Here is a 19,253-nt window from a genome sequence, read left to right as displayed (position 1 = left end):
GGGGCAGCTCAGTGGAAGGCGTCCAGGCCGGTGATGTGCCGGCCGAGGATCAGGGTGTGCACCTCATCCGTGCCCTCATACGTGCGGACCGACTCCAGGTTCGCGGCATGCCGCAGCGGTGAGTAATCCGTGGTGATGCCGTTGCCGCCCAGGATGGACCGCGCCTCCCGCGCCACAGCAATCGCCTCCCGGACGTTGTTCAACTTGCCCAGCGAGATCTGCTCCGGCCGGATGCTCCCCGCATCCTTCAGCCGGCCCAGGTGCAGGGCCAGCAGGGTGCCCTTCTGGACCTCCACCAGCATGTTCACCAGCTTTTCCTGCGTGAGCTGGCAGCCGGCCAGCGGCTTGCCGAACTGCAGCCGCTCCTGCGAGTACGCCAGCGCAGCCTCATAGGAATCCCGTGCCGCGCCCATGGCACCCCACGCAATGCCATACCGGGCCTCGTTCAGGCAGGTGAACGGGCCGCGCAGCCCCCGCGCTGCCGGGAGCAGGGCCTCGGGACCCAGCCGGACGCCGTCGAACACCACATCACACTGGATGGAGGCGCGCATGGACAGCTTCTGCCGGATGGGCGTGGCGGTCACCCCAGGGGTGCCTGCCGGCACCAGGAAGCCGTGCACGCCGTCGTCCGTCATGGCCCACACCACCATCACGCCGGCCACGGAGGCCAGCCCGATCCATCTCTTGGCGCCGTTGAGCACCCAGCCGGCGTCCTCTCCGCTGCCGTCCCGCTCGGCAAAGGTGGCCATGGCAGCGGGATCCGAACCGGCGGTGGGCTCGGTCAGGGCAAAGCACCCGATCACCTCCCCGGCGGCCATCCGGGGCAGCCACTCCTGCTTCTGCTCCTCCGATCCCCAGGTGTGGATGGCCGTCATGGCCAAGGAGCCCTGTACAGACACGAAGGTGCGGATGCCGGAATCGCCGGCCTCCAGTTCCATCGCCGCGAGGCCGTATTCGACGGCGGACCGGCCGGGGCAGCCGTAGCCCTCCAGGTGCATGCCGAGGACCCCGAGTTCACCCAGCTCCGGGGCCAGGTCCAGGGGAAAGACGGCGTCGTCATACCACCGGGCGATCTCCGGTTTGATCCGCTGGTTGGTGAAGTCACGGATCTTCTGCCGGAGCTCCAGTTCCCCGGCCGACAGCAGGGAATCGAGGTCCAGGACGTCCGAGGGGCCCGCTGTCATTTCTTCACCTCTCATTTCTTCACCTCGAAGTAGCCGCGGGTGGAGGGCAGGAAACGGCAGACGACGGCGAGGACCACACCGAGCGCCAGCAGCAGCACGCCGCTCACGAAGGCACCGCCGACGCCGAAGATCCGGGTGTCACCGTAGGCCGGGTCCCACATCTGCACCGCCGAGATGAAGAACGCCGCGGTCAGCAGCAACGCCCCGGCCAGCGGCAGGATGCCGCGGAACCAGAGGTTGCGCGCCGATTCGCGCAGCGTTCCACGGAAGTACCAGAAGCAGGCGAAGCCGGTCAGGGCGTAGTAGAACGCGATGAACAGGCTGATGGCACTGATGGAGTCCGCCAGGAGGTTTTCGCTCAGGAAGCTCATGGCCACGTAATAGGCCGCGGCTGCGCCGCCCATCACCTGAGTGGAAAAACCCGGCGTCTGGTTTCGCGGGTGCACCTCCGCGAACTTCGCCGGCAGCGCCCCGTGGACACCCATGGAGAGCGTCCCGCGGGCCGTGGGCAGGATGGTGGTCTGGGTGGAGGACAGGACGGACGCCAGAACCGCAACGACGATCAGCCAGCCCCATTCGCCCAGCACCACGTCCTTCATGGCCAGGAAGACATCGTCCTGGTTGGCCTCGTTGCCCAGGCCGATCCCCTCGGAACCCACGGTGGCGTACATCATCACCAGCAGCGCCACGGATACGTAGATTGCCACCAGGACGAACGCCGAGATCACGGCGCCGCGGCCGGGGGTGGTGGACGGGTTCTCCGTCTCCTCGTTCACGGCAAGGCAGGTGTCCCAGCCCCAGTAAATGAACAGGGCCAGGAGGGCTCCGTGCACCACGGCACCGGGATCGGCGAAGGCGCCTGCAGGGTTGAACCACTCGAAATCGAAGGCCTGCCCCTCCGGCGCACCGCCCACGATCCGCACCACGATGGCGAGCGCAAATAGGCCCAGCGCAATGTACTGGACATAGGTCAGGACGCGCTGGACGTGTTCGCCCAGCCGGATTCCGCGGTAGTTCACCAGGGTCATGAGGATGATGAACGCCAGCCCTGTGCCGGTAACCAGTAATTGGTTCTCCGCCAGCGACCCGTCGCCCACCAGCAGCCAGAGATACTGCCCAGCCACCTGTGCCAGGTTGGCCAGGACCACGATGCCGGCAAGTGCCACGCCCCAGCCGCCCAGCCAGCCCGCCCAGGGGCCGAAGGCCCGGCGGGACCAGGTGAAGGTGGTGCCGCAGTCCGGGATGGCGCTGTTGAGCTCACGGAAGGCGTAGGCGATGAACAGGACCGGAATGAAGCCCAGCAGCAGGATCAGGGGAGTGTAGTTTCCGTTGACCGCCACGATGAGGCCAAGGGTGGCGGCCAGCGAGTACACCGGAGCGGTGGAGGCCAGCCCCAGCATCACCGAGTCGCCCAGGTCCAGGATGCCGGCCCGCAACCCTTTGGCGGGCACCGGGGTGCCGGTACCGCGCCCGGGGCCGCCCGTCGTCGTCATGTCCGTGCTCATGCTGTCTCCGGTTTCATAGAACGACTCCTGCCTTGGTGGTGTCGGTCACCGCGGAAAGCGGCGCCGCCGCGTCAATGGTGTTGGGGACGAAGCGGCAGAAGTAGTCGGTGACCGGTCCGTCCGATTCGCGGATGCCGCAGCCCACGGACTCGCCATCCACAACCCAGAGCCCCAGGACCGGGTGGTTGCCGTCGAAGTCCGGCAGCGGGTGGTACTGCTGGTAGCACCAGCCCTCGCGGCCGTAGCCGCCGGGCTGTTCCAGGCTGATTCCGTCCGCGTGGATCCGGATGTTGTCGCCTTCGCGGCCGTGGAGGGGCTTGGCCACCCATTCCTTCAGCGGCCCCGGATCGGTGAGGTAGGCAGGCAGCAGGTTGGGATGGTTGGGGTAGAGGTGCCACAGGGCGGCGAGCAGGGCCTTGTTGGAGAGCAGCATCTTCCAGGCCGGCTCCACCCAGCGGGGGTTGTGGGCCCGCTCCAGGAGGCGGGGCCCGAATTCCTCCTTCATCATCAACTCCCAGGGGTAGAGCTTGAAGATGGTGCTGATCATGAAGTTGTCCAGGTCCACGAAGCGGTTCAGGTTGGGGTCCCAGCCGATATCGGACATGTTGATCCCGATGGTGGTCCACCCGGCCTGGCTGGCGACATCGCGCATGTAGGCCGCGGTCATCCAGTCCTCGCCGGATTCCTCCACCTCCGAATGGGCAACGTGGAGGGTGCTCATGCCGGTGCGGTACTGGAACTCCTTCCACTGCCGGATCAGGGCTTCATGGATGCCGTTCCACTGGTCCTTCCCCGGGTGGACGTCCTGCAGCCAGAACCATTGGGCGACAGCGGCCTCGATGAGTCCGGTGGGGGTATCGGCGTTGTATTCGAGCATCTTGGCCGGACCGCCCCGGCCGTCGTAGATGAAGTCGAACCGGCCGTACACATCCACGTCGCCGGCCTGCAGCGATTCAGCCGCCAGTTCCAAAGCCTGCGGGCCGATGCCGATGCTGCCCATGGCGCCGGTGGCAAGGAATTTCGCGGCCTCCAGGCACATCCGGTGCATGTCCTCGGCCACCACCTCAAGGGTCTCAACCTCGTCCATGGTGAATTCGTAGTACGCGGATTCGTTCCAGTACTCGATCCGGCGCCCGTCATCCATGGTGGTGGTCGAAAACACCAGGCCCTGCTCTTCGATCTTCCGCTTCCAGTCCGGACGCGGCTGGGACAACAACCTCTTCATCCGTCAGCCTCCCGAAACCTTGCCGCCGCCACCGCTTGAGCCGCTCTTGGCGCTGGAGCCGAAACCGCCGCGGCTGACCGTGCCGCCCTGGCTGCTGTAGCCCGTGGACGCTTTGGCACCGCTGGGAACGGTCCTGGTGTAATTGGGCGCGGTTGACCGGTTCTGGCCAATCGGCGGGACGTAGGCGCCACGGGAGAAGAAATACCAGGCGTAGATCCCGCCACCCCTCCCCGCCGAGCTTTCGCAGCTCCTGTCCTCCACGCGCTCGCCGGTTTCGTCGTTGAAGCACACCTGTGCGTACTCGGGGTCGTCCTCATTGCTGGCCACCACTGCCGTAATGGTTCCGGCCAGCAGCGCCGTCACGCCGAGTCCCACCACCACGGTGCGCCGCTGGGAGCGCTTCTTCCGCGCTGCTGCATCGTTGAGCTGTTTTTCCCGCTCCCGGCCGAAGGGGTCCACAGGGGTGACCGGTTCATTGAGGAGTTCGGGGCGCAGGTCCGGCTTGGGGACCTGCCAGGGCGGAGGCTTGGCGCTGCTGCCCGCGCCCGGTTCCGGAGGCACCTGCCCGGAGCCTCCGCCCGGCCCTTTGTCCTGCGCTTTGCTGGGGTCCTCGTTCGGGTCCATGGTGTTTGAATCCACAGCGTCCCCTTCAGTTGTCCACGTGAATTGGGCACAGCGCTGCACCCCCATTGCAATCCTCGGATCAGCGTAATCCCTCCGCCGGGCGGCTGCGAGTAGAACCGCGCTCCAAGGCGGGGGAGAAGTGCCCATGGCAGCATCACCGGGAGGAGGCAGGGGAGAACCCTAGACTGATGCCATGGAATCAGGTTCTGTCCTCGCCGTCTGCCGCGTCCACCAACTGATCGGGGACCAGGGGAACGTTGGCGTCACGGCCATCGACAAGCGCCCGGCAAACGGGCCCGTGAAGGTCCACAAGCTGGGCCTGCGCGGCGACATCCAGGCCAACAGGGTGCACCACGGCGGGGAGGACCAGGCCGTCTACGCCTACTCCCAGGCCGACGCCGATTACTGGGCCGGCGCTTTGGGTCGGGAACTGCCGCCGGGCTCCTTTGGCGAGAACCTGCGGGTGTCCGGCATCGAAGCCACCCACGCCGTCATCGGGGAGCGCTGGAAGGTGGGGCCCGGCGTCGAACTCGAAGTGACGTCCCCGCGCACCCCCTGCGCCACGTTCCAGCGCCGCATGAAGGAACCCCAGTGGGTGAAGCGGTTCACCGAGGAGGGGCGGGTGGGGGCTTACCTGCGGGTCATCCGCACCGGCAGCATCCGGGCCGGCGATCCCATCGAGCGGACCTTCGTGCCGCGCCACGGCGTCACCATCGGCAGATGGTTCAGTGCGCCGGACGCCGAGGTCATCGAGGCCCTCCGCAGGGCAGAGGCCGACGGCGAGATCAGGCTCCAGGACGAATACCACACCAAGTTCCGGGTGCTTTTGCGGCGGCTGGGGCAGTAGCACCCCCGCCGTGGGCGGGCCGTGTGCGCAAGCTCACCGCCGCCGTCGGACCCTGAATTGGCGGTCAGCGGCGTCCATCCCTTACACTTGAAACATCCCCCACTCCGGAAATCCCTTATTCCTGCCCAATTTTTGAGGCAGGACTGGCAAGTGTTGGGGCCCGCGCAAGCGATGCGGGCATTTTCATAGGGAGAGCCGGCTAAAGAAAACGCTGTACAGACTGCTGGGATAGCAGCCAAGAGATGCAGCGCGAAGTCCTGCCACGGGATTGCGAAAGCGCCGGACTTCTGTGACCGGCCGGTCAACGTTTGCCCGGCATCATCGGCACGCGTACTGCGGCTCCGCTCACCTCGGGTAGTGCCGCCTGGCCCCCTATGGATGAGGAATATCTCCCTATGCCCGAAAACCAGAACGAAACCACCACCGAAGCAACCGCCGGCATCGAATTCACCGAGCCCGCTGCCCCCGCAGCAGAGGCCGCCGGCGTAACCGCTGAAGCTCCCGAAGCCGCCCCGGCCGCTGCCGCAGCGAAGGCCGAAGAAGCGCCGGCACCCAAGGCTGACGAGGACGAAGAAGACGGCGTGCGCTTCGCCGATCTTGGCATCGACGGCCGTGTCCTGGCCGCCCTGCAGGATGTCGGCTACGAAAAGCCGTCCCCCATCCAGGCAGCCACCATCCCGCTGCTGCTCGAAGGCCGCGACGTGGTGGGCCTGGCCCAGACCGGAACCGGTAAGACTGCAGCATTCGCAGTACCGGCACTGTCCCGCCTGGCCGAGCTCCACGACCTCAACGGCCCGTCCCGCAAGACCCAGGCCCTGGTTCTGGCCCCCACCCGTGAGCTTGCCCTCCAGGTGGCGGAAGCGTTCACTTCCTACGCCAAGCACATCGACGACTTCACTGTGCTGCCCGTCTACGGCGGCTCCGCCTACGGCCCCCAGCTCGCCGGCCTGCGCCGCGGCGCCCAGGTGGTTGTCGGTACCCCCGGCCGCGTGATCGACCACATCTCCAAGGGTTCCCTGGACCTGTCCGAGCTCCAGTACCTGGTGCTGGACGAGGCTGACGAAATGCTGCGCATGGGCTTCGCCGAAGACGTGGAGCAGATCTTCCAGCAGACCCCGTCGGACCGCCAGGTTGCGCTGTTCTCGGCCACCATGCCGAGCCAGATCCGCCGCATGTCCAAGCAGTACCTGAACAACCCGGCCGAGATCTCCGTCAAGTCCAAGACCACCACCGGCGCCAACACCCGCCAGCGGTACCTGCAGGTCATGGGCCCGCACAAGCTCGATGCCATGACCCGCATCCTCGAGGTGGAAGAGTTCGACGGTGTTATCGCCTTCGTGCGCACCAAGATGGCCACCGAGGACCTGGCTGACAAGCTGAAGGCACGCGGTTTCCAGGCTGCCGCCATCAACGGCGACATCCCGCAGCAGCAGCGTGAGCGCACTGTGGACGCACTGAAGGAAGGCCGGATCGACATCCTGGTGGCCACCGACGTCGCCGCCCGTGGCCTGGACGTGGAGCGCATCAGCCACGTGGTCAACTACGACATCCCGCACGACACCGAGTCCTACGTGCACCGTATCGGCCGCACGGGCCGCGCGGGCCGCAGCGGTGAGGCGATCCTGTTCATGACGCCGCGGGAGAAGTACCTGCTGCGCGCCATCGAAAAGGCCACCCGCCAGCCGGTGGAGCAGATGCACCTGCCCACCGCCGAGACCGTGAACTCGCTGCGCCTGGGCAAGTTCGCCGAGCGCATCACCGAGACCCTTGAGTCCGAGGACGTCTCGATGTTCCGCGACCTGATCTCTTCCTACGAGGAAGAGCACAAGGTGCCGGCAGCAGAAATCGCTGCGGCACTGGCCGTCATGGCCCAGGGCGGGCAGCCGCTGCTGGTCAAGGAACTGCCCGCTGCTCCCGAGTTCCAGAAGCGCGAACGCTCCAAGGACGGCTTCGGCTCCCGTGGGCCCACCCGTGCGCTGACCGAGGGCAACGCCACCTACCGCATCGCGGTGGGCCGCCGCCAGCGCGTCATGCCCGGCTCCATCGTTGGTGCCATTGCCAACGAGGGCGGCATCTCCTCCGCGCAGATCGGCGGCATCGACATCCGCTCGGACCACTCCCTGGTGGAGCTGCCCGCGGACCTGAGCGCCGAGCAGCTGCGTGCCCTGTCCCGCACCCGGATCGGCGGCGAGCTGATCCACCTCGAGCTGGACAACGGCCGCAAGCCCTCCGGTGACCGTGGCGCCTACCAGGGCAACCGCGGCGGCGAGCGTGGCGGCAACTTCAAGGGCAACGGCGGGTTCAAGAAGGAATTCCGCAAGAACGATGGCGAGCGGTCCTCCGCTGACCGTGGTGGCCGTTCGTACAGCGAGCGTTCCTTCAGCGACCGTGGCCAGGCGGGCGACTCCCGCTTCGGCGGGCACGGCGATGGCTCCCGCAAGCCCCGCAGCGGCGGCGACAGCGGACACCGCGACTTCAACCGTAAGGGCAAGTGGTAAACCACCCCTCGCGTTGAGGAATTGACGACGGCGATGGGCCGGCTTTCGAGCCGGCCCATCGGCGTTTAACGGCAAGAGTGTGGGACTGGCCACATTCCTGCCCCGACGCGGCGGTCACGGGACCTTGAAAGGTGCTCGCCGCCGTCGTCCACTTGCCGGTACCGGCCCCTCCAGCCCCGGAATTCCGCGGAAAAAGCCGCTCCCGCGGTCCGTGAAAGCGCCTTCATCATGGTCCCGGAAGCGCTCTTGGCGCCGATTTGTTGGTGCGGAAATCTTCCGGTAGAGTATTTACTCGTTGCCCCCCTAGCTCAGTGGTAGAGCGCGTTCTTGGTAAGAACGAGGTCACCGGATCGATTCCGGTGGGGGGCTCTGAATGAGGGCCTGCGTCAAGGCGGTTTGACCGGCTTGACGCAGGTTTTTCTCATTCGTGGCGGTGTAGCTCAGTTGGTTAGAGCGCACGACTCATAATCGTGAGGTCGGGAGATCGAGCCTCCCCACCGCTACAGGCTAAGCCCCCGGGTTCCGCAAGGATCCGGGGGCTTTCCTGTTTCCCGGATCCGGGCGAGCCCGAATCGACGCTCTAAAGCATCTTCGCTGCAGATATTCACCTGCGCGGCGCACATATGGGGGTCCTAATGTAATTCGGGGGGCGAAAAGGAACACGTGAGTCGTGACAAGGTGCTCCATTGCGCAGTAGCTTGGCAGCAACGTGCGGATGGGGGATCGGTGGACTTTTTCACGGCGGTAATGGAGCCGTTCCGATGGCTGGTGTCCGCCATCATGGTGGCTTTCCACGACGGGCTGGGTGCCGTGGGCATGCCGGCTGCGGGCGGATGGACGTGGACGCTGTCCATCATCGGGTTGGTACTGGTCATCCGTGCGGCCCTGATCCCGGTGTTCCTTGCCCAGGTCCGGGCCCAGCGCAGGATGCGGCTCCTGCAGCCGGACCTGAAGGAACTCCAGGACAGGTACAAGGGCAGGACGGACCAGGCATCGCGGCAGGCCATGGCCCAGGAGCAGATGGCCCTCTACAAAAAACATGGCACCAACCCGTTCTCGGCGTGCCTGCCACTGTTGATCCAGGCACCGTTCTTCCTGGCGCTTTTCCAGGTGCTGTCCGGAATTTCCAACGCATCGCGCGAGGGTGAAGGCATCGGGGTGATGGGCCATGACCAGGTGGTCCAGTTCGACTCGTCCAGCATCTTCGGGGCGCCGCTGTCAGCTTCCCTGCTGCACGGCGGCGGCGAGCCGGCCGCCGTGGCCGTGCTCGCCGTCGTCATGATCCTGGTGATGATTGCGAGCCAATTCCTGACGCAGAAACTTGTTGCCTCACGGACCATGGCCGGCCAGGACAGTGAAAGTCCGCTGATGCGCCAGCAGCAAGTCCTTCTGTACGTCCTGCCCGTGGTCTTCGGTGTGGGCGGGATCTTCTTTCCCATCGGGGTCCTGGTCTACTGGACAGTCTCCAACCTCTGGACCCTGGGACAGCAGTTCCTGGTGTCGCGGCAGCAGTGAGTCCAGCTTCAGGCGCCGCAGGACTGTGCCTGCTCCCGGAGGAAGTCGCTGACAGGCTTGGCGTTGATCCCGCGTTGGCGAAGGGGCATGTCGTCCCACGTTGGCCTGTTGAGGTCTGCCGTGAGGCCCGCCCCCAGTGCGGCTGAGAGGCCGTCCCTGCTGCGGCTGAGGAATCTTACGGCAAGACGCGCCAGGAGCCGCGGCATGTGCTGCACCTTCATTGGGCGGTGCATCAGCTCCCCGGCCATGGCACAGGCTTCATTCTTCGACAGCGGCTCCGGGCCGCCAAACTCGACCAGCAGTGGCGGGTCCGCCTCCAGGGCCACGGCGCAGAGGAGGGCGGCCACATCATCCGTCGCCACCCATCGTGTCCTCGTGTTGCCCTTTCCGATCACCGACACCTTGCCGGCGGCCATGTCGAAGCGGCCGGTGGGGGAGAGATGGACTTCCTGGAACGCGTCCGGCCGCACGATCACGGTTTTCATGCCAGAAGAAGCCAGGCGCCGCTCCATGGCCAGCTTGGCGTGCCTCAGCGGTGTCTCAACGGCGGTTTCGATTCCGGCGAAGGACAGGTAGACGAAGCGGCCAACCCCCGCGGCCTCTGCAGCATCGATGAGATGTTCCATGCCCACCTGGTCGACGTCCCGGATACTGCCCTGGCTGCTGCCCTGCAGGCGGCGGCTCATGGCGGTGGCCGTGGCAATCACGGTATCGACGCCTTTGCACGCCGGCGCCAGCGTGGCCGGGTCGATGAGGTCGCCGCGGATAATTTCGGCGCCGATTGCCTGCAGTTGCGCAACGTCCGTGTTCTGCCGGACCAGGCAACGGACTTTGTGTCCGGCAGAGCGAAGCCCTCTGGCAACCCTGCCACCCAGATCACCTGTAGCCCCGATCAGGAGGATCATGGCTGCGCTCCTTCCATTTGCCCGGAGTTTAAGACCGCGCAAAGCTCAGTTAATGCTTTCGGGGAGCGGTCTGGCAAGAGCAGCCGACGAGTCACGGTATCGGCGGAAGCTGCGGTCCTAAGCCTGTTCGCAATTACCCGCGTTGAAGGGTATGGATGTGCGAACAAGCCAAGGAATGCCGCAAGGAGCGCCGAAAACCTATCCAGGGTCGAGGCCCACCGGCAGAATGGGCCCATGGCGCAGCTGATCTACTCCGCAATCATGTCCATCGACGGCTACACGGCAGACAGGGACGGCAACTTCAACTGGTCTGCTCCGAACGAGGAAGTCCACGCCTTCATCAACGACCTTGAGCGGGATGTGGGCACCTACCTCCTGGGGCGGCGGATGTACCAGGTGATGTCCGTCTGGGAAACCATGGGTACGTCCGAAGACCCGCCGGTCATCCAGGACTACGCGCGCATCTGGCAGGGGGCGGACAAGGTGGTGTACTCGACGTCGCTGGACAGCGCCGCTGCACCCCGGACCAGGCTGGAGCGGCAGTTCCGCCCGGAGGCGGTGCAGGACCTGAAGGACGCCGCGGACAGGAACATCAGCATCGGCGGCCCCACCCTCGCGGCCCACGCCCTCAAGGCAGGCCTCGTGGACGAATGCCAGTTCTTCGTCAACCCGGTCGCCGTGGGCGGCGGCCTGCGCTTCCTCCCGGACGGACTGGAGGCACGGTTCGAGCTGCTGGACGAGCGGCGGTTCGGAAACGGTGTGGTGTACCTGCGCTACGGTGCATGCTGAACCGCCGGCGCGCCCGCCCTGGGCTGCACCGCGAGGAGGGTGAACAGCAGGGCCACGAAGGCCGTGCCCACCAGCAGGAGGAGCCCAATTGAATAGCTGCGCGTTGCAGCATCATACGTTGCGCCCATGACCAGCGGTGGAAAGTAGCCGCCCAGCCCCCCGGCAGCGCTCACGATGCCGCTGATGCTGCCCACCTTTCCTGCCGGCGACAGGACGCCTACCCAGGCGAAGACGCCGCCGGTCCCCAACCCCAGTGCGCCCGCCATGGCAACGAACGTGGCACCGGCCGGCACCTCGCCGTCGGGCCGCAGGTTCACCACCCAGCCCAGGACCGCGACGGCGCCAAGGGCTGCGATCACCACCGGTTTGGGGCCGAGCTTGTCGGCAAGGACACCGCCCACCGGACGGGCAAGGACAGCGGCCAAGGCAAAACCGGCGGTGCGGGCGCCCGCACCGGCGGGATCAAAACTGTAGACGTCCCGCAGGTAGGTGGGCAGGTAGGTGGCAAAGGACACGAAACCGCCGAAGACCACTGCATAGAGGAAACACATCTTCCAGGTGACGGACGTCCTGGCGGCATCAAGGAGCTTGGGCAGCACCGGGGCGTGGTTGGGTGCCCAGTCCGGGGATTCCTTCATGAGGAACCAGACCAGCACGGCCATCGCGGCCAGAACACCGGCGATCAGCAGGTGCGTGGGAAAGTATCCGATCCCGGCAACGAGCCGGGGATTCAGGAATGCTGCCAGTGCCGTCCCGCCCATGCCCGCACCGAAAACGCCGGTGGCGAAGCCCCGGCGGGCCGGTTCGTACCAGGCGCTGACGAAGGGGATCCCCACCGCGAACACGGTGCCCGCCACACCAAGCAGCAGCCCCGCCCCCAGCACCAGCGCGAAGGAGCTCAGGAGCCCGCCGACCGACACCAGGAGCAGGGGAGGGATGGCGGCCAGCAGCACCACGGTGAACATTGCCCGGCCGCCGTATTTATCGGTCAGGGTGCCCACCACGATCCTGCCCAGGGAACCGACAAACACCGGCATGGCCACCAGGATCCCGGTGGTGGCCGGCGTCAGTTCAAGGTTTTTGGTGTAGAACGCGCCGAGCGTGGCCACGGAGTTCCATGCCCAGAAACCCGCCACGGATGCCGCCGTCGCAAGCGCCAGGTTCAGCGCCCTGCCGGTGCCTGGCGTTGATGTTGATCCGGCCACTGCTGCTCCTCACTGCATCGTCAAAAGCAAGCCGCCGGTCAGCGGTTGCGGGTGTCCCTGTCCGGCGTGCCCACGGCGGACCAGCCCCGGCCCTTCGTTTCCCTGTCCCGCGAGCGGTAGACGATGTACGGGCGGAAGAGGTAGTGCAGGGGCGCGGTGAAGGCGTGCACCAGCCGCGTAAACGGCCAGATGACAAACAGCGCCATTCCCACCAGGGTGTGCAGGTGGAAGGAGAACGGCGCAGCCGCCATCGCCGCGATGTCCGGCTGGAAGATGAACAGCGACCGGAACCAGGGCGCCACCGTCTCCCGGTAGTTGTGCCCATGTTCGCCTTCGAAGATGCTGGCCAGCGTGGTCCACAAACCGAAGACGATGGCAGCGGTCAGCACCACATACATGGTCTTGTCGTTCTTGGTGGTGGCCATGAAGACCGGCCCGGTGGTGCGGCGCCGGTAGATCAGCAGGGCAATGCCGCCCAGCGTTGCCACCCCGGCGATGCCGCCCACCAGCAGGGCGTTGAAGTGGTAGAACTCCTGGCTCATGCCCACCGCCTGGGTCCACGCCATCGGGATCACCAGGCCGAAGAAGTGCCCGGCGATGACGGCCAGCAGCCCGAAGTGGAACAGCGGGGAGGCGATCCGCAGGAGCCTGGACTCGTAGAGCTGGGAGGACCTGGTGGTCCAACCGAACTGGTCGTATTTGTACCGCCAGATGAGCCCGCCCACCAGCACCACCGCCATGACGTAGGGCAGGACGCCCCACAGGACGGTGTCCCAGGAGTTAAGGACGACGGCGGCGCCTGGCTCGGTCGCGAACGTCCCGTTGAGTGCCGGCATGCTCATGACCCCCTGACCGGCAGCAGCCGTGGGTCGTAGGGATCCAGTCCCACGCGTTCGGTGGGTGGACCGTAGCCGGCCATGCGCATCACTTCCTGCTCGTCCTTGGGAGACTTCCCGGGCAAAGTGGCGCAGATGGCAGCCAGGATCGCGGCATGCGGCAGGTCGTCCCGCAGCAGCCCGAGCCGGAGCATTTCCAGGCTGGCCCGGTATCGCTGCAACAATGTCCGTCCGGCGGCGGGATCCACCCGGGCGGCGAATTCCAGCACCATGGGCAGGTAGTCGGGCAGCTCCCCGTCCAGGTCCACCAGGACGCCGCTGTGCCGGTAGGCCTCCTTGAACAGTCCCAGCACTTCACCGCGGCGGCGGGTGTCCCCGTCCGTCCAGTAGCTCAGGTGCAGGGCGTGCCGCCGGCCCAGGTCGAACTCGCGGACGTACTGGGCCTGCAGTTCCATGGGCGGGGTGGTTTCCAGGAGGTCCAGCACCGGTGCGAATGCGGGCAGCGCACCGGGGAACTCGGACAGCGCGGCCCGCACCAGGGGAACCCGCTGCACCAGATCCTCATCCGGATAGGTCAGGCACCAGGCCCCGGCAAGGTACACCACCTGGTCCCGGCGGCTCACGGCTGGTCCTCCGCCGCTGCCAGGGTTCCCGGCTCCGGCTCAGGCCCCTTGTCCGGAAAGAGTCCAGGAGGTGCCCCGCGGCCGTCCCAGTTCAGCAGGTTCACCCGGCCTTTGAGGCTGGTGCCCGCCGCGATTCCATCGGTGGTCTGCCGGTCCTTGAGGGCGTTGAAGGTATCCACGGCAACCGGGACGGGCCTGCCGCTCGCCTCACCAAAAGGCGAGGAATCCTGCATGCCCGGGCCGCCGTCGAAATCCAGCGAGCAGCCCATCTCCTCCAGGTCGTGCGCCTGCTCCACGTGCGCCTTGGGAATGACGTACCGCTCCTCGTACTTCGCGATGGCCATCAGCCGGTACATCTCGTACATGGTCTGCCCGTCCATGCCCACGGACTCGGCGATGGACTCATCCGGATCGTTGCCCAGGCTGATCCCGCGCATGAACGAACGCATGGCCGCCAGCTTCCGCAGCACCGCCGTGACCCGGTCCGCGTCCCCGGCCGTGAACAGCTCGGCCAGGTATTCCACCGGGATGCGCAGCGCGTCAATGGCGCCGAACAGGTTGCCGTGGTCCTCGCCGTCGTGCCCCTGGTCCCGCAGCAGGTCCACCACCGGCGAGAGCGGCGGCACGTACCAGACCATCGGCATGGTCCGGTACTCGGGGTGCAGCGGCAGCGCCACCTTGTAGACCTTTGCAAGGGCGTACACCGGCGAGCGCCGGGCGGCGTCGATCCAGTCCGCCGGGATGTCCTGCGCCCGGGCGGCGGCCTGGACCACGGGATCGTTGGGGTCCAGCAGCACGTCCATCTGGGCGTCGTAGAGTTCCTGCGGATCGGTGACGGACGCCGCGGCGGTGACGGCATCGGCGTCGTACAGGAACAGCCCCAGGTACCGCAGCCGGCCCACGCAGGTCTCGGAGCATACCGTGGGGATCCCCACCTCCACCCGGGGGTAGCAGAAGGTGCACTTCTCCGCCTTGCCGGTCTTGTGGTTGAAGTAGATCTTCTTGTACGGGCAGCCGGTGACGCACTGCCGCCAGCCGCGGCACTTGTCCTGGTCCACCAGGACAATCCCGTCCTCCACCCGCTTGTAGATCGCGCCGGAGGGGCACGAGGCCATGCAGGACGGGTTCAGGCAGTGCTCGCAGATCCGCGGCAGGTAGAACATGAACGTCTGCTCGTAGGCGAACTTGATCTTGTCCTCGGACTCCCGCCGGACCTTCTCCACCAGCGGATCCAAATGGCCATTCTCAGCGGAACCGCCCAGGTTGTCGTCCCAGTTGGCGGACCACGTGATCTTGGTGTCCTCCCCGGTGATCAGGGACTTGGGCCGGGCCACCGGGAAATCGTCACCCAGGGGCGCGTCCACCAGGGTTTTGTAGTCGTAGGTCCAGGGCTCGTAGTAGTCCTTGAGCTCGGGCTGGACCGGGCTGGCGAACAGCCCGAACATCTTCCGCACCCGGCCGCCGGCCTTGAGGACCAGCTTGCCGCGCTTGTTCAGGTCCCAGCCGCCGCGCCACTTGTCCTGGTCCTCGTAGCGGCGCGGATACCCTTGCCCGGGGCGCGTTTCCACGTTGTTGAACCAGACGTATTCGGTGCCTGCCCGGTTGGTCCAGGCCTGCTTGCAGGTGACCGAACACGTGTGGCAGCCGATGCACTTGTCCAGGTTCATCACCATGCCCATTTGAGCCATGACTCGCATCAGTACTGCACCTCCTGTGAGCGGCGGCGGACTGTGGCCACCATGTCGCGCTGGTTTCCGGTGGGGCCGAGATAGTTGAACGCGTAGGCCAGCTGGGCGTAGCCGCCGATCAGGTGTGATGGTTTCACCAGGAGCCTGGTCACCGAGTTGTGGATGCCGCCGCGCCGCCCGGTGGCCTCCGACTTCGGCACGTCGATGGTGCGTTCCTGGGCGTGGTGGACGTACACCACCCCGGCCGGCATCCGGTGGCTGACAATGGCCCGGGCTACCAGGACGCCGTTGATGTTCAGGCACTCCACCCAGTCGTTGTCCTTGACCCGGATGGAGTCCGCATCCGCCGGGCTCATCCACACGGTGGGGCCGCCGCGGGAGAGCGAGAGCATCAGCAGGTTGTCCTGGTATTCGGAGTGGATGGACCACTTGGAGTGCGGTGTCAGGTACCGGACCACCACTTCCAGTTCCCCGTTCCGGCCGAGTTTGGGTTCGCCGAACAGCCGGTGCATGTCCAGCGGCGGCCGGTAGATGGGAAGGCCTTCGCCGATGTCCGTGATCCAGTCGTGGTCCAGGAAGAAGTGCATCCGGCCGGTCAGGGTGTGGAAGGGCTTGAGCCGTTCGATGTTGATGGTGAACGGGGCATAGCGGCGCCCGCCCGTCTCCGAGCCGGACCATTCCGGGGAGGTGATCACCGGGACAGGGGCCGCCTGCGTCTGGGCGAAGGTGATGAACTTTTCCTCGGACCCCTCGGAGAGGTCCGCCAGTTTCCGTCCCGTCCGGACTTCCAGGTCCTTGAAGCCCTGCACTGACAGCTGGCCGTTGGTGGTGCCGGAGAAGGCCAGGATGGCTTCCGCCATTTTCGCGTCGGTGTCCATCGCCGGGCGGCCGTCCGCGGCGCCGCCCAGCATCACGCCGTTGGCGTGGCTGAGCCGGTTGAGTGCGCCGTCGAGTTTGTAGGTAACGTTCTTGACGGTGAAGCCGAGCTTGTCAGCCAAGGGTCCGACGGCGGCCAGCTTGTCCGCGATGGCCGTATAGTCCCGCTCCACCACCGAGAAGACGGGCATGTTCTGCCCGGGAACGGCAGGAATGCCAGGCTCCCGCCAGTCTCTGACGATTCCGCCGGGCTGGGCGAGCTGGCCCGGGGTGTCGTGCTGCAGCGGCACACTCACCAGGTCGCGGCGGACGCCCAGGTGGGTTTTGGCGAGCCGGGAGAATTCGCGGGCCAGCAGGTGGAAGGTGTCAAAGTCGGTCTTGGTTTCCCAGGGCGGGTCGATGGCCGGGGTGAACGCGTGGACGAACGGGTGCATGTCCGTGGAGGACAGGTCGTGCTTCTCGTACCAGGTGGCGGCCGGGAAGACGACGTCGGAGAGCAGCGTGGTGGACGTCATCCGGAAGTCGGCGGAGACCAGGAGGTCCAGCTTTCCTTCCGGCGCCTGTTCGTGCCACTTCACGTGCGTGGGTTTGAGGCCTTCGGCGTGGTCCTGGCCCAGCACGTTGTTGTGGGTGCCCAGCAGGTTCCGCAGGAAGTACTCATTGCCCTTCGCCGAGGACCCAAAGAGGTTGGAGCGCCACAGCACCAGGGTGCGCGGCCAGTTTTCCGGGGCGTCCACGTCCTCGATGGCCGGGTTCAGCGTGCGGTTCTTCAGCGCATCTGCAATGTAGCTGGGGGTGTCCTTGGCGCTCCCGGCGGCGACGGCGGCCTCCGCCTCGTCGGCGAGGTCCAGCGGGTTGCGGTCGAACTGGGGATAAAACGGCATCCAGCCGAGCCGGGCGGACTGGGCGATGGCGTCCGCGGTGTGCAGGCCGTCCAGGGCGCCGGTGGAGAGCGGGGATTTCAGCGCATCGGCCGAATACCCGTCCTGCCGCCACTGGTCTGTGTGCATGTACCAGTAGCCGGTGCCGATCATGGTGCGCGGCGGCCGTGACCAGTCCAGCGCGTTGGCCAGGGACACCCAGCCGGTGACCGGGCGCGTCTTCTCCTGCCCCACATAGTGTGCCCAGCCGCCGCCGTTACGGCCCATGCAGCCGGTGAGCATCACCAGCGCCAGGATGGCCCGGTAGGTGGTGTCGCCGTGGAACCACTGGCAGATGCCCGCGCCCATGATGATCATGGAGCGGCCCTTGGACTCCTCGGCGTTCCGGGCGAATTCGCGGGCCACCCGGATGCAGGCCTGCGCCGGAACGGAGGTGATCTCCTCCTGCCAGGCGGGGGTGTAGGGGGTGGCGGCGTCGTCATAGCCAAGGGCCCAGTCCCCGGGCAGTCCGTCGCGGCCCACCCCGTACTGGGCGAGCATCAGGTCGAACACGGTGGTGACCAGCTGTCCTTCCACCTCGATCACCGGCACACCGCGCCGGAGCACGCTGCCGGTGCCGTCCGCCTGCTCGAAGCATGGAAGCATGATTTCGGCGCTCTGACCCGAGACTTCCCGCAGGGACAGCGCCGGATCGATCCCCTCGAGGTCCAGGTTCCATTTGCCCTCGCCGCTGCCGGAGTAGCGGAACCCCATGGAACCGTTGGGGACGGCCGGACGCCCGGCCTTCTTGTCGAACAGGACGGTACGGAACGCCGCATCCTCAGCCCCGGACTCCGCCGGGATGTCCGCTGCGGTGAGGAATTTCGACGCCGTGAGGCCGCCGTCGTCGCGCCTTTCCAGCCTGACCAGGAACGGCAGGTCGGTGTACTGCTTTACGTAGTCCGTGAAGAAGGGGACCTGCCGGTCCACGAAGAACTCCTTGAGCATGACGTGGCCCATGGCCACGGCCAGGGCTGCGTCTGTTCCGGCCTGCGCCGGAAGCCACTCGTCCGCGAACTTGGTGTTGTCCGCGTAGTCCGGACTGACCGTGACCACCTTGGTGCCGCGGTAGCGGACCTCGGCCATCCAGTGCGCGTCCGGGGTGCGGGTGACGGGGACGTTGGAGCCCCACATCATGAGGTATCGCGCGTCCCACCAGTCACCGGATTCCGGAACATCGGTCTGGTCGCCGAACACCTGCGGGCTGGCCACGGGAAGGTCGGCGTACCAGTCGTAGAAGCTGGTCATCACCCCGCCGATGAGCTGGATGAAGCGGGTCCCCACCGCATGCGAGACCATGGACATCGCCGGGATGGGGGAGAAGCCGGCGCAGCGGTCCGGGCCGTAGGTCTTGATGGTGTTCACGTGCGCGGCGGCCGCAAGCTCGATCGCTTCCTGCCAGGACACCCGCACCAGCCCGCCCTTGCCGCGGGCCTGCTGGTACCGCCGGCGCCGCTGAGGATCCGCGGCAATCTCCGCGAAGGCCAGCACAGGATCGCCCAGCCGGGCCTTGGCCTCGCGGTACATCTCCACCAGCACGCCGCGGGCGTAGGGGAAGCGCACCCGGGTGGGCGAGTAGGTGTACCAGGAGAAGGCCGCGCCGCGCGGGCAGCCCCTGGGTTCGTATTCAGGGCTGTCCGGGCCTACCGAGGGGTAGTCGGTCTGCTGGGATTCCCAGGTGATGATGCCGTCCTTGACGTACACCTTCCAGGAGCAGGAGCCGGTGCAGTTCACGCCGTGGGTGGAGCGGACCACCTTGTCGTGGCTCCACCGGTCGCGGTAGAAGATGTCCCCCTTGCGGCCGCCCTCCCGGAAGACCGCCCTGCCGTCGTCGGTCTGGTCCCACCGTGTGAAAAAACGGCCCAGCTTCAACATTGCTTCTGATGCGGGTCCATCTAACCCCGCATGGGGTCCGGCAGCCATGCCCCCCAAGCTAGGCAGGTGCCTTCAGTCGGGGTAGGGCATAACGGCCCTGTTCAGGCTCACGCAGCTTCTGCATCCAGGTGCCTGCAG

General features: G+C 66.5%; 14 protein-coding genes and 2 tRNA genes. 6 read left to right on the top strand and 10 right to left on the bottom strand.

Annotated elements, in window-relative coordinates; translation table 11 throughout:
- Positions 1 to 8: 8 nt before the first annotated feature.
- Genes FBY33_RS19745 through FBY33_RS19730 form a run of 4 tightly spaced genes read right to left on the bottom strand, consistent with a single transcriptional unit; the run spans position 9 to position 4,538 of the window.
- A complete protein-coding gene (locus tag FBY33_RS19745; RefSeq protein ID WP_142032125.1) occupies positions 9 to 1,199 on the bottom strand; it encodes an acyl-CoA dehydrogenase family protein in 1,191 nt (396 codons plus the stop codon).
- The gene (locus FBY33_RS19740) at positions 1,196 to 2,689 is read right to left on the bottom strand and encodes an APC family permease (protein WP_142032123.1); all 1,494 of its coding nucleotides are present in this window, start codon (positions 2,687 to 2,689) and stop codon (positions 1,196 to 1,198) included. The genes FBY33_RS19745 and FBY33_RS19740 overlap by 4 nt, the downstream gene beginning before the upstream one ends.
- 13 nt (positions 2,690 to 2,702) lie before the next feature.
- Complete coding sequence (locus FBY33_RS19735; RefSeq protein WP_142032121.1) at positions 2,703 to 3,914, bottom strand: glutathionylspermidine synthase family protein; 1,212 nt, start codon at positions 3,912 to 3,914, stop codon at positions 2,703 to 2,705.
- A 3-nt stretch (positions 3,915 to 3,917) separates the two neighbouring features.
- Positions 3,918 to 4,538: a Tat pathway signal protein gene (locus FBY33_RS19730; RefSeq protein WP_200831475.1), complete on the bottom strand. Its 621-nt coding sequence runs from the start codon at positions 4,536 to 4,538 to the stop codon at positions 3,918 to 3,920.
- A gap of 193 nt (positions 4,539 to 4,731) precedes the next feature.
- On the opposite strand from FBY33_RS19730, the gene FBY33_RS19725 reads away from it, so the two are divergent.
- The 5 genes from FBY33_RS19725 to yidC all read left to right on the top strand — a co-directional run bounded on the left by FBY33_RS19725 (position 4,732) and on the right by yidC (position 9,398).
- Positions 4,732 to 5,385: an MOSC domain-containing protein gene (locus tag FBY33_RS19725; RefSeq protein WP_142032117.1), complete on the top strand. Its 654-nt coding sequence runs from the start codon at positions 4,732 to 4,734 to the stop codon at positions 5,383 to 5,385.
- A gap of 395 nt (positions 5,386 to 5,780) precedes the next feature.
- On the top strand, positions 5,781 to 7,883 hold the full coding sequence (locus FBY33_RS19720; RefSeq protein ID WP_142032116.1) for a DEAD/DEAH box helicase: 2,103 nt from the start codon (positions 5,781 to 5,783) through the stop codon (positions 7,881 to 7,883).
- Between the two features lie 297 nt (positions 7,884 to 8,180).
- A tRNA-Thr gene (locus FBY33_RS19715) sits at positions 8,181 to 8,252 on the top strand.
- A gap of 60 nt (positions 8,253 to 8,312) precedes the next feature.
- A tRNA-Met gene (locus FBY33_RS19710) sits at positions 8,313 to 8,386 on the top strand.
- Positions 8,387 to 8,546: 160 nt separating this feature from the next.
- The gene (gene yidC / locus FBY33_RS19705; protein WP_327436761.1) at positions 8,547 to 9,398 is read left to right on the top strand and encodes a membrane protein insertase YidC; all 852 of its coding nucleotides are present in this window, start codon (positions 8,547 to 8,549) and stop codon (positions 9,396 to 9,398) included.
- 8 nt (positions 9,399 to 9,406) lie between these two features.
- Here yidC and FBY33_RS19700 read toward each other — a convergent pair whose 3' ends face one another.
- Entirely contained in the window at positions 9,407 to 10,303 is an 897-nt protein-coding gene (locus tag FBY33_RS19700) for an SDR family oxidoreductase (RefSeq protein WP_142032111.1), read from the bottom strand.
- Positions 10,304 to 10,537: 234 nt separating this feature from the next.
- Between FBY33_RS19700 and FBY33_RS19695 the strand changes: the two genes are divergently transcribed.
- On the top strand, positions 10,538 to 11,092 hold the full coding sequence (locus tag FBY33_RS19695) for a dihydrofolate reductase family protein (protein WP_142032109.1): 555 nt from the start codon (positions 10,538 to 10,540) through the stop codon (positions 11,090 to 11,092).
- On the opposite strand, the gene FBY33_RS19690 is transcribed toward FBY33_RS19695, so the two are convergent.
- From FBY33_RS19690 to FBY33_RS19670, 5 genes are read right to left on the bottom strand one after another with little or no spacing between them, the layout of a single operon-like run.
- Positions 11,077 to 12,297, bottom strand: a complete 1,221-nt coding sequence (locus FBY33_RS19690; protein WP_142032107.1) for an MFS transporter — start codon at positions 12,295 to 12,297, stop codon at positions 11,077 to 11,079. The genes FBY33_RS19695 and FBY33_RS19690 overlap by 16 nt on opposite strands.
- 38 nt (positions 12,298 to 12,335) lie before the next feature.
- Complete coding sequence (gene narI, locus FBY33_RS19685; protein WP_142032105.1) at positions 12,336 to 13,133, bottom strand: respiratory nitrate reductase subunit gamma; 798 nt, start codon at positions 13,131 to 13,133, stop codon at positions 12,336 to 12,338.
- Positions 13,134 to 13,135: 2 nt separating this feature from the next.
- Positions 13,136 to 13,756 carry a nitrate reductase molybdenum cofactor assembly chaperone gene (gene narJ / locus FBY33_RS19680; protein ID WP_142032103.1) on the bottom strand — a complete coding sequence of 207 codons (621 nt, stop codon included), beginning with the start codon at positions 13,754 to 13,756 and terminating at the stop codon, positions 13,136 to 13,138.
- The gene (narH, locus tag FBY33_RS19675) at positions 13,753 to 15,453 is read right to left on the bottom strand and encodes a nitrate reductase subunit beta (protein WP_142032101.1); all 1,701 of its coding nucleotides are present in this window, start codon (positions 15,451 to 15,453) and stop codon (positions 13,753 to 13,755) included. Before narH ends, narJ begins: the two co-directional genes overlap by 4 nt.
- Positions 15,453 to 19,163 carry a nitrate reductase subunit alpha gene (locus FBY33_RS19670; RefSeq protein ID WP_142032099.1) on the bottom strand — a complete coding sequence of 1,237 codons (3,711 nt, stop codon included), beginning with the start codon at positions 19,161 to 19,163 and terminating at the stop codon, positions 15,453 to 15,455. The genes narH and FBY33_RS19670 overlap by 1 nt, the downstream gene beginning before the upstream one ends.
- Between the last annotated feature and the right edge of the window lie 90 nt (positions 19,164 to 19,253).

This window comes from Arthrobacter sp. SLBN-112 (assembly GCF_006715225.1).
Classification (GTDB): Bacteria; Actinomycetota; Actinomycetes; order Actinomycetales; family Micrococcaceae; genus Arthrobacter.
Note: the sequence above shows the minus strand (reverse complement) of the source record. Positions and strands in the feature narration are given on the sequence as shown.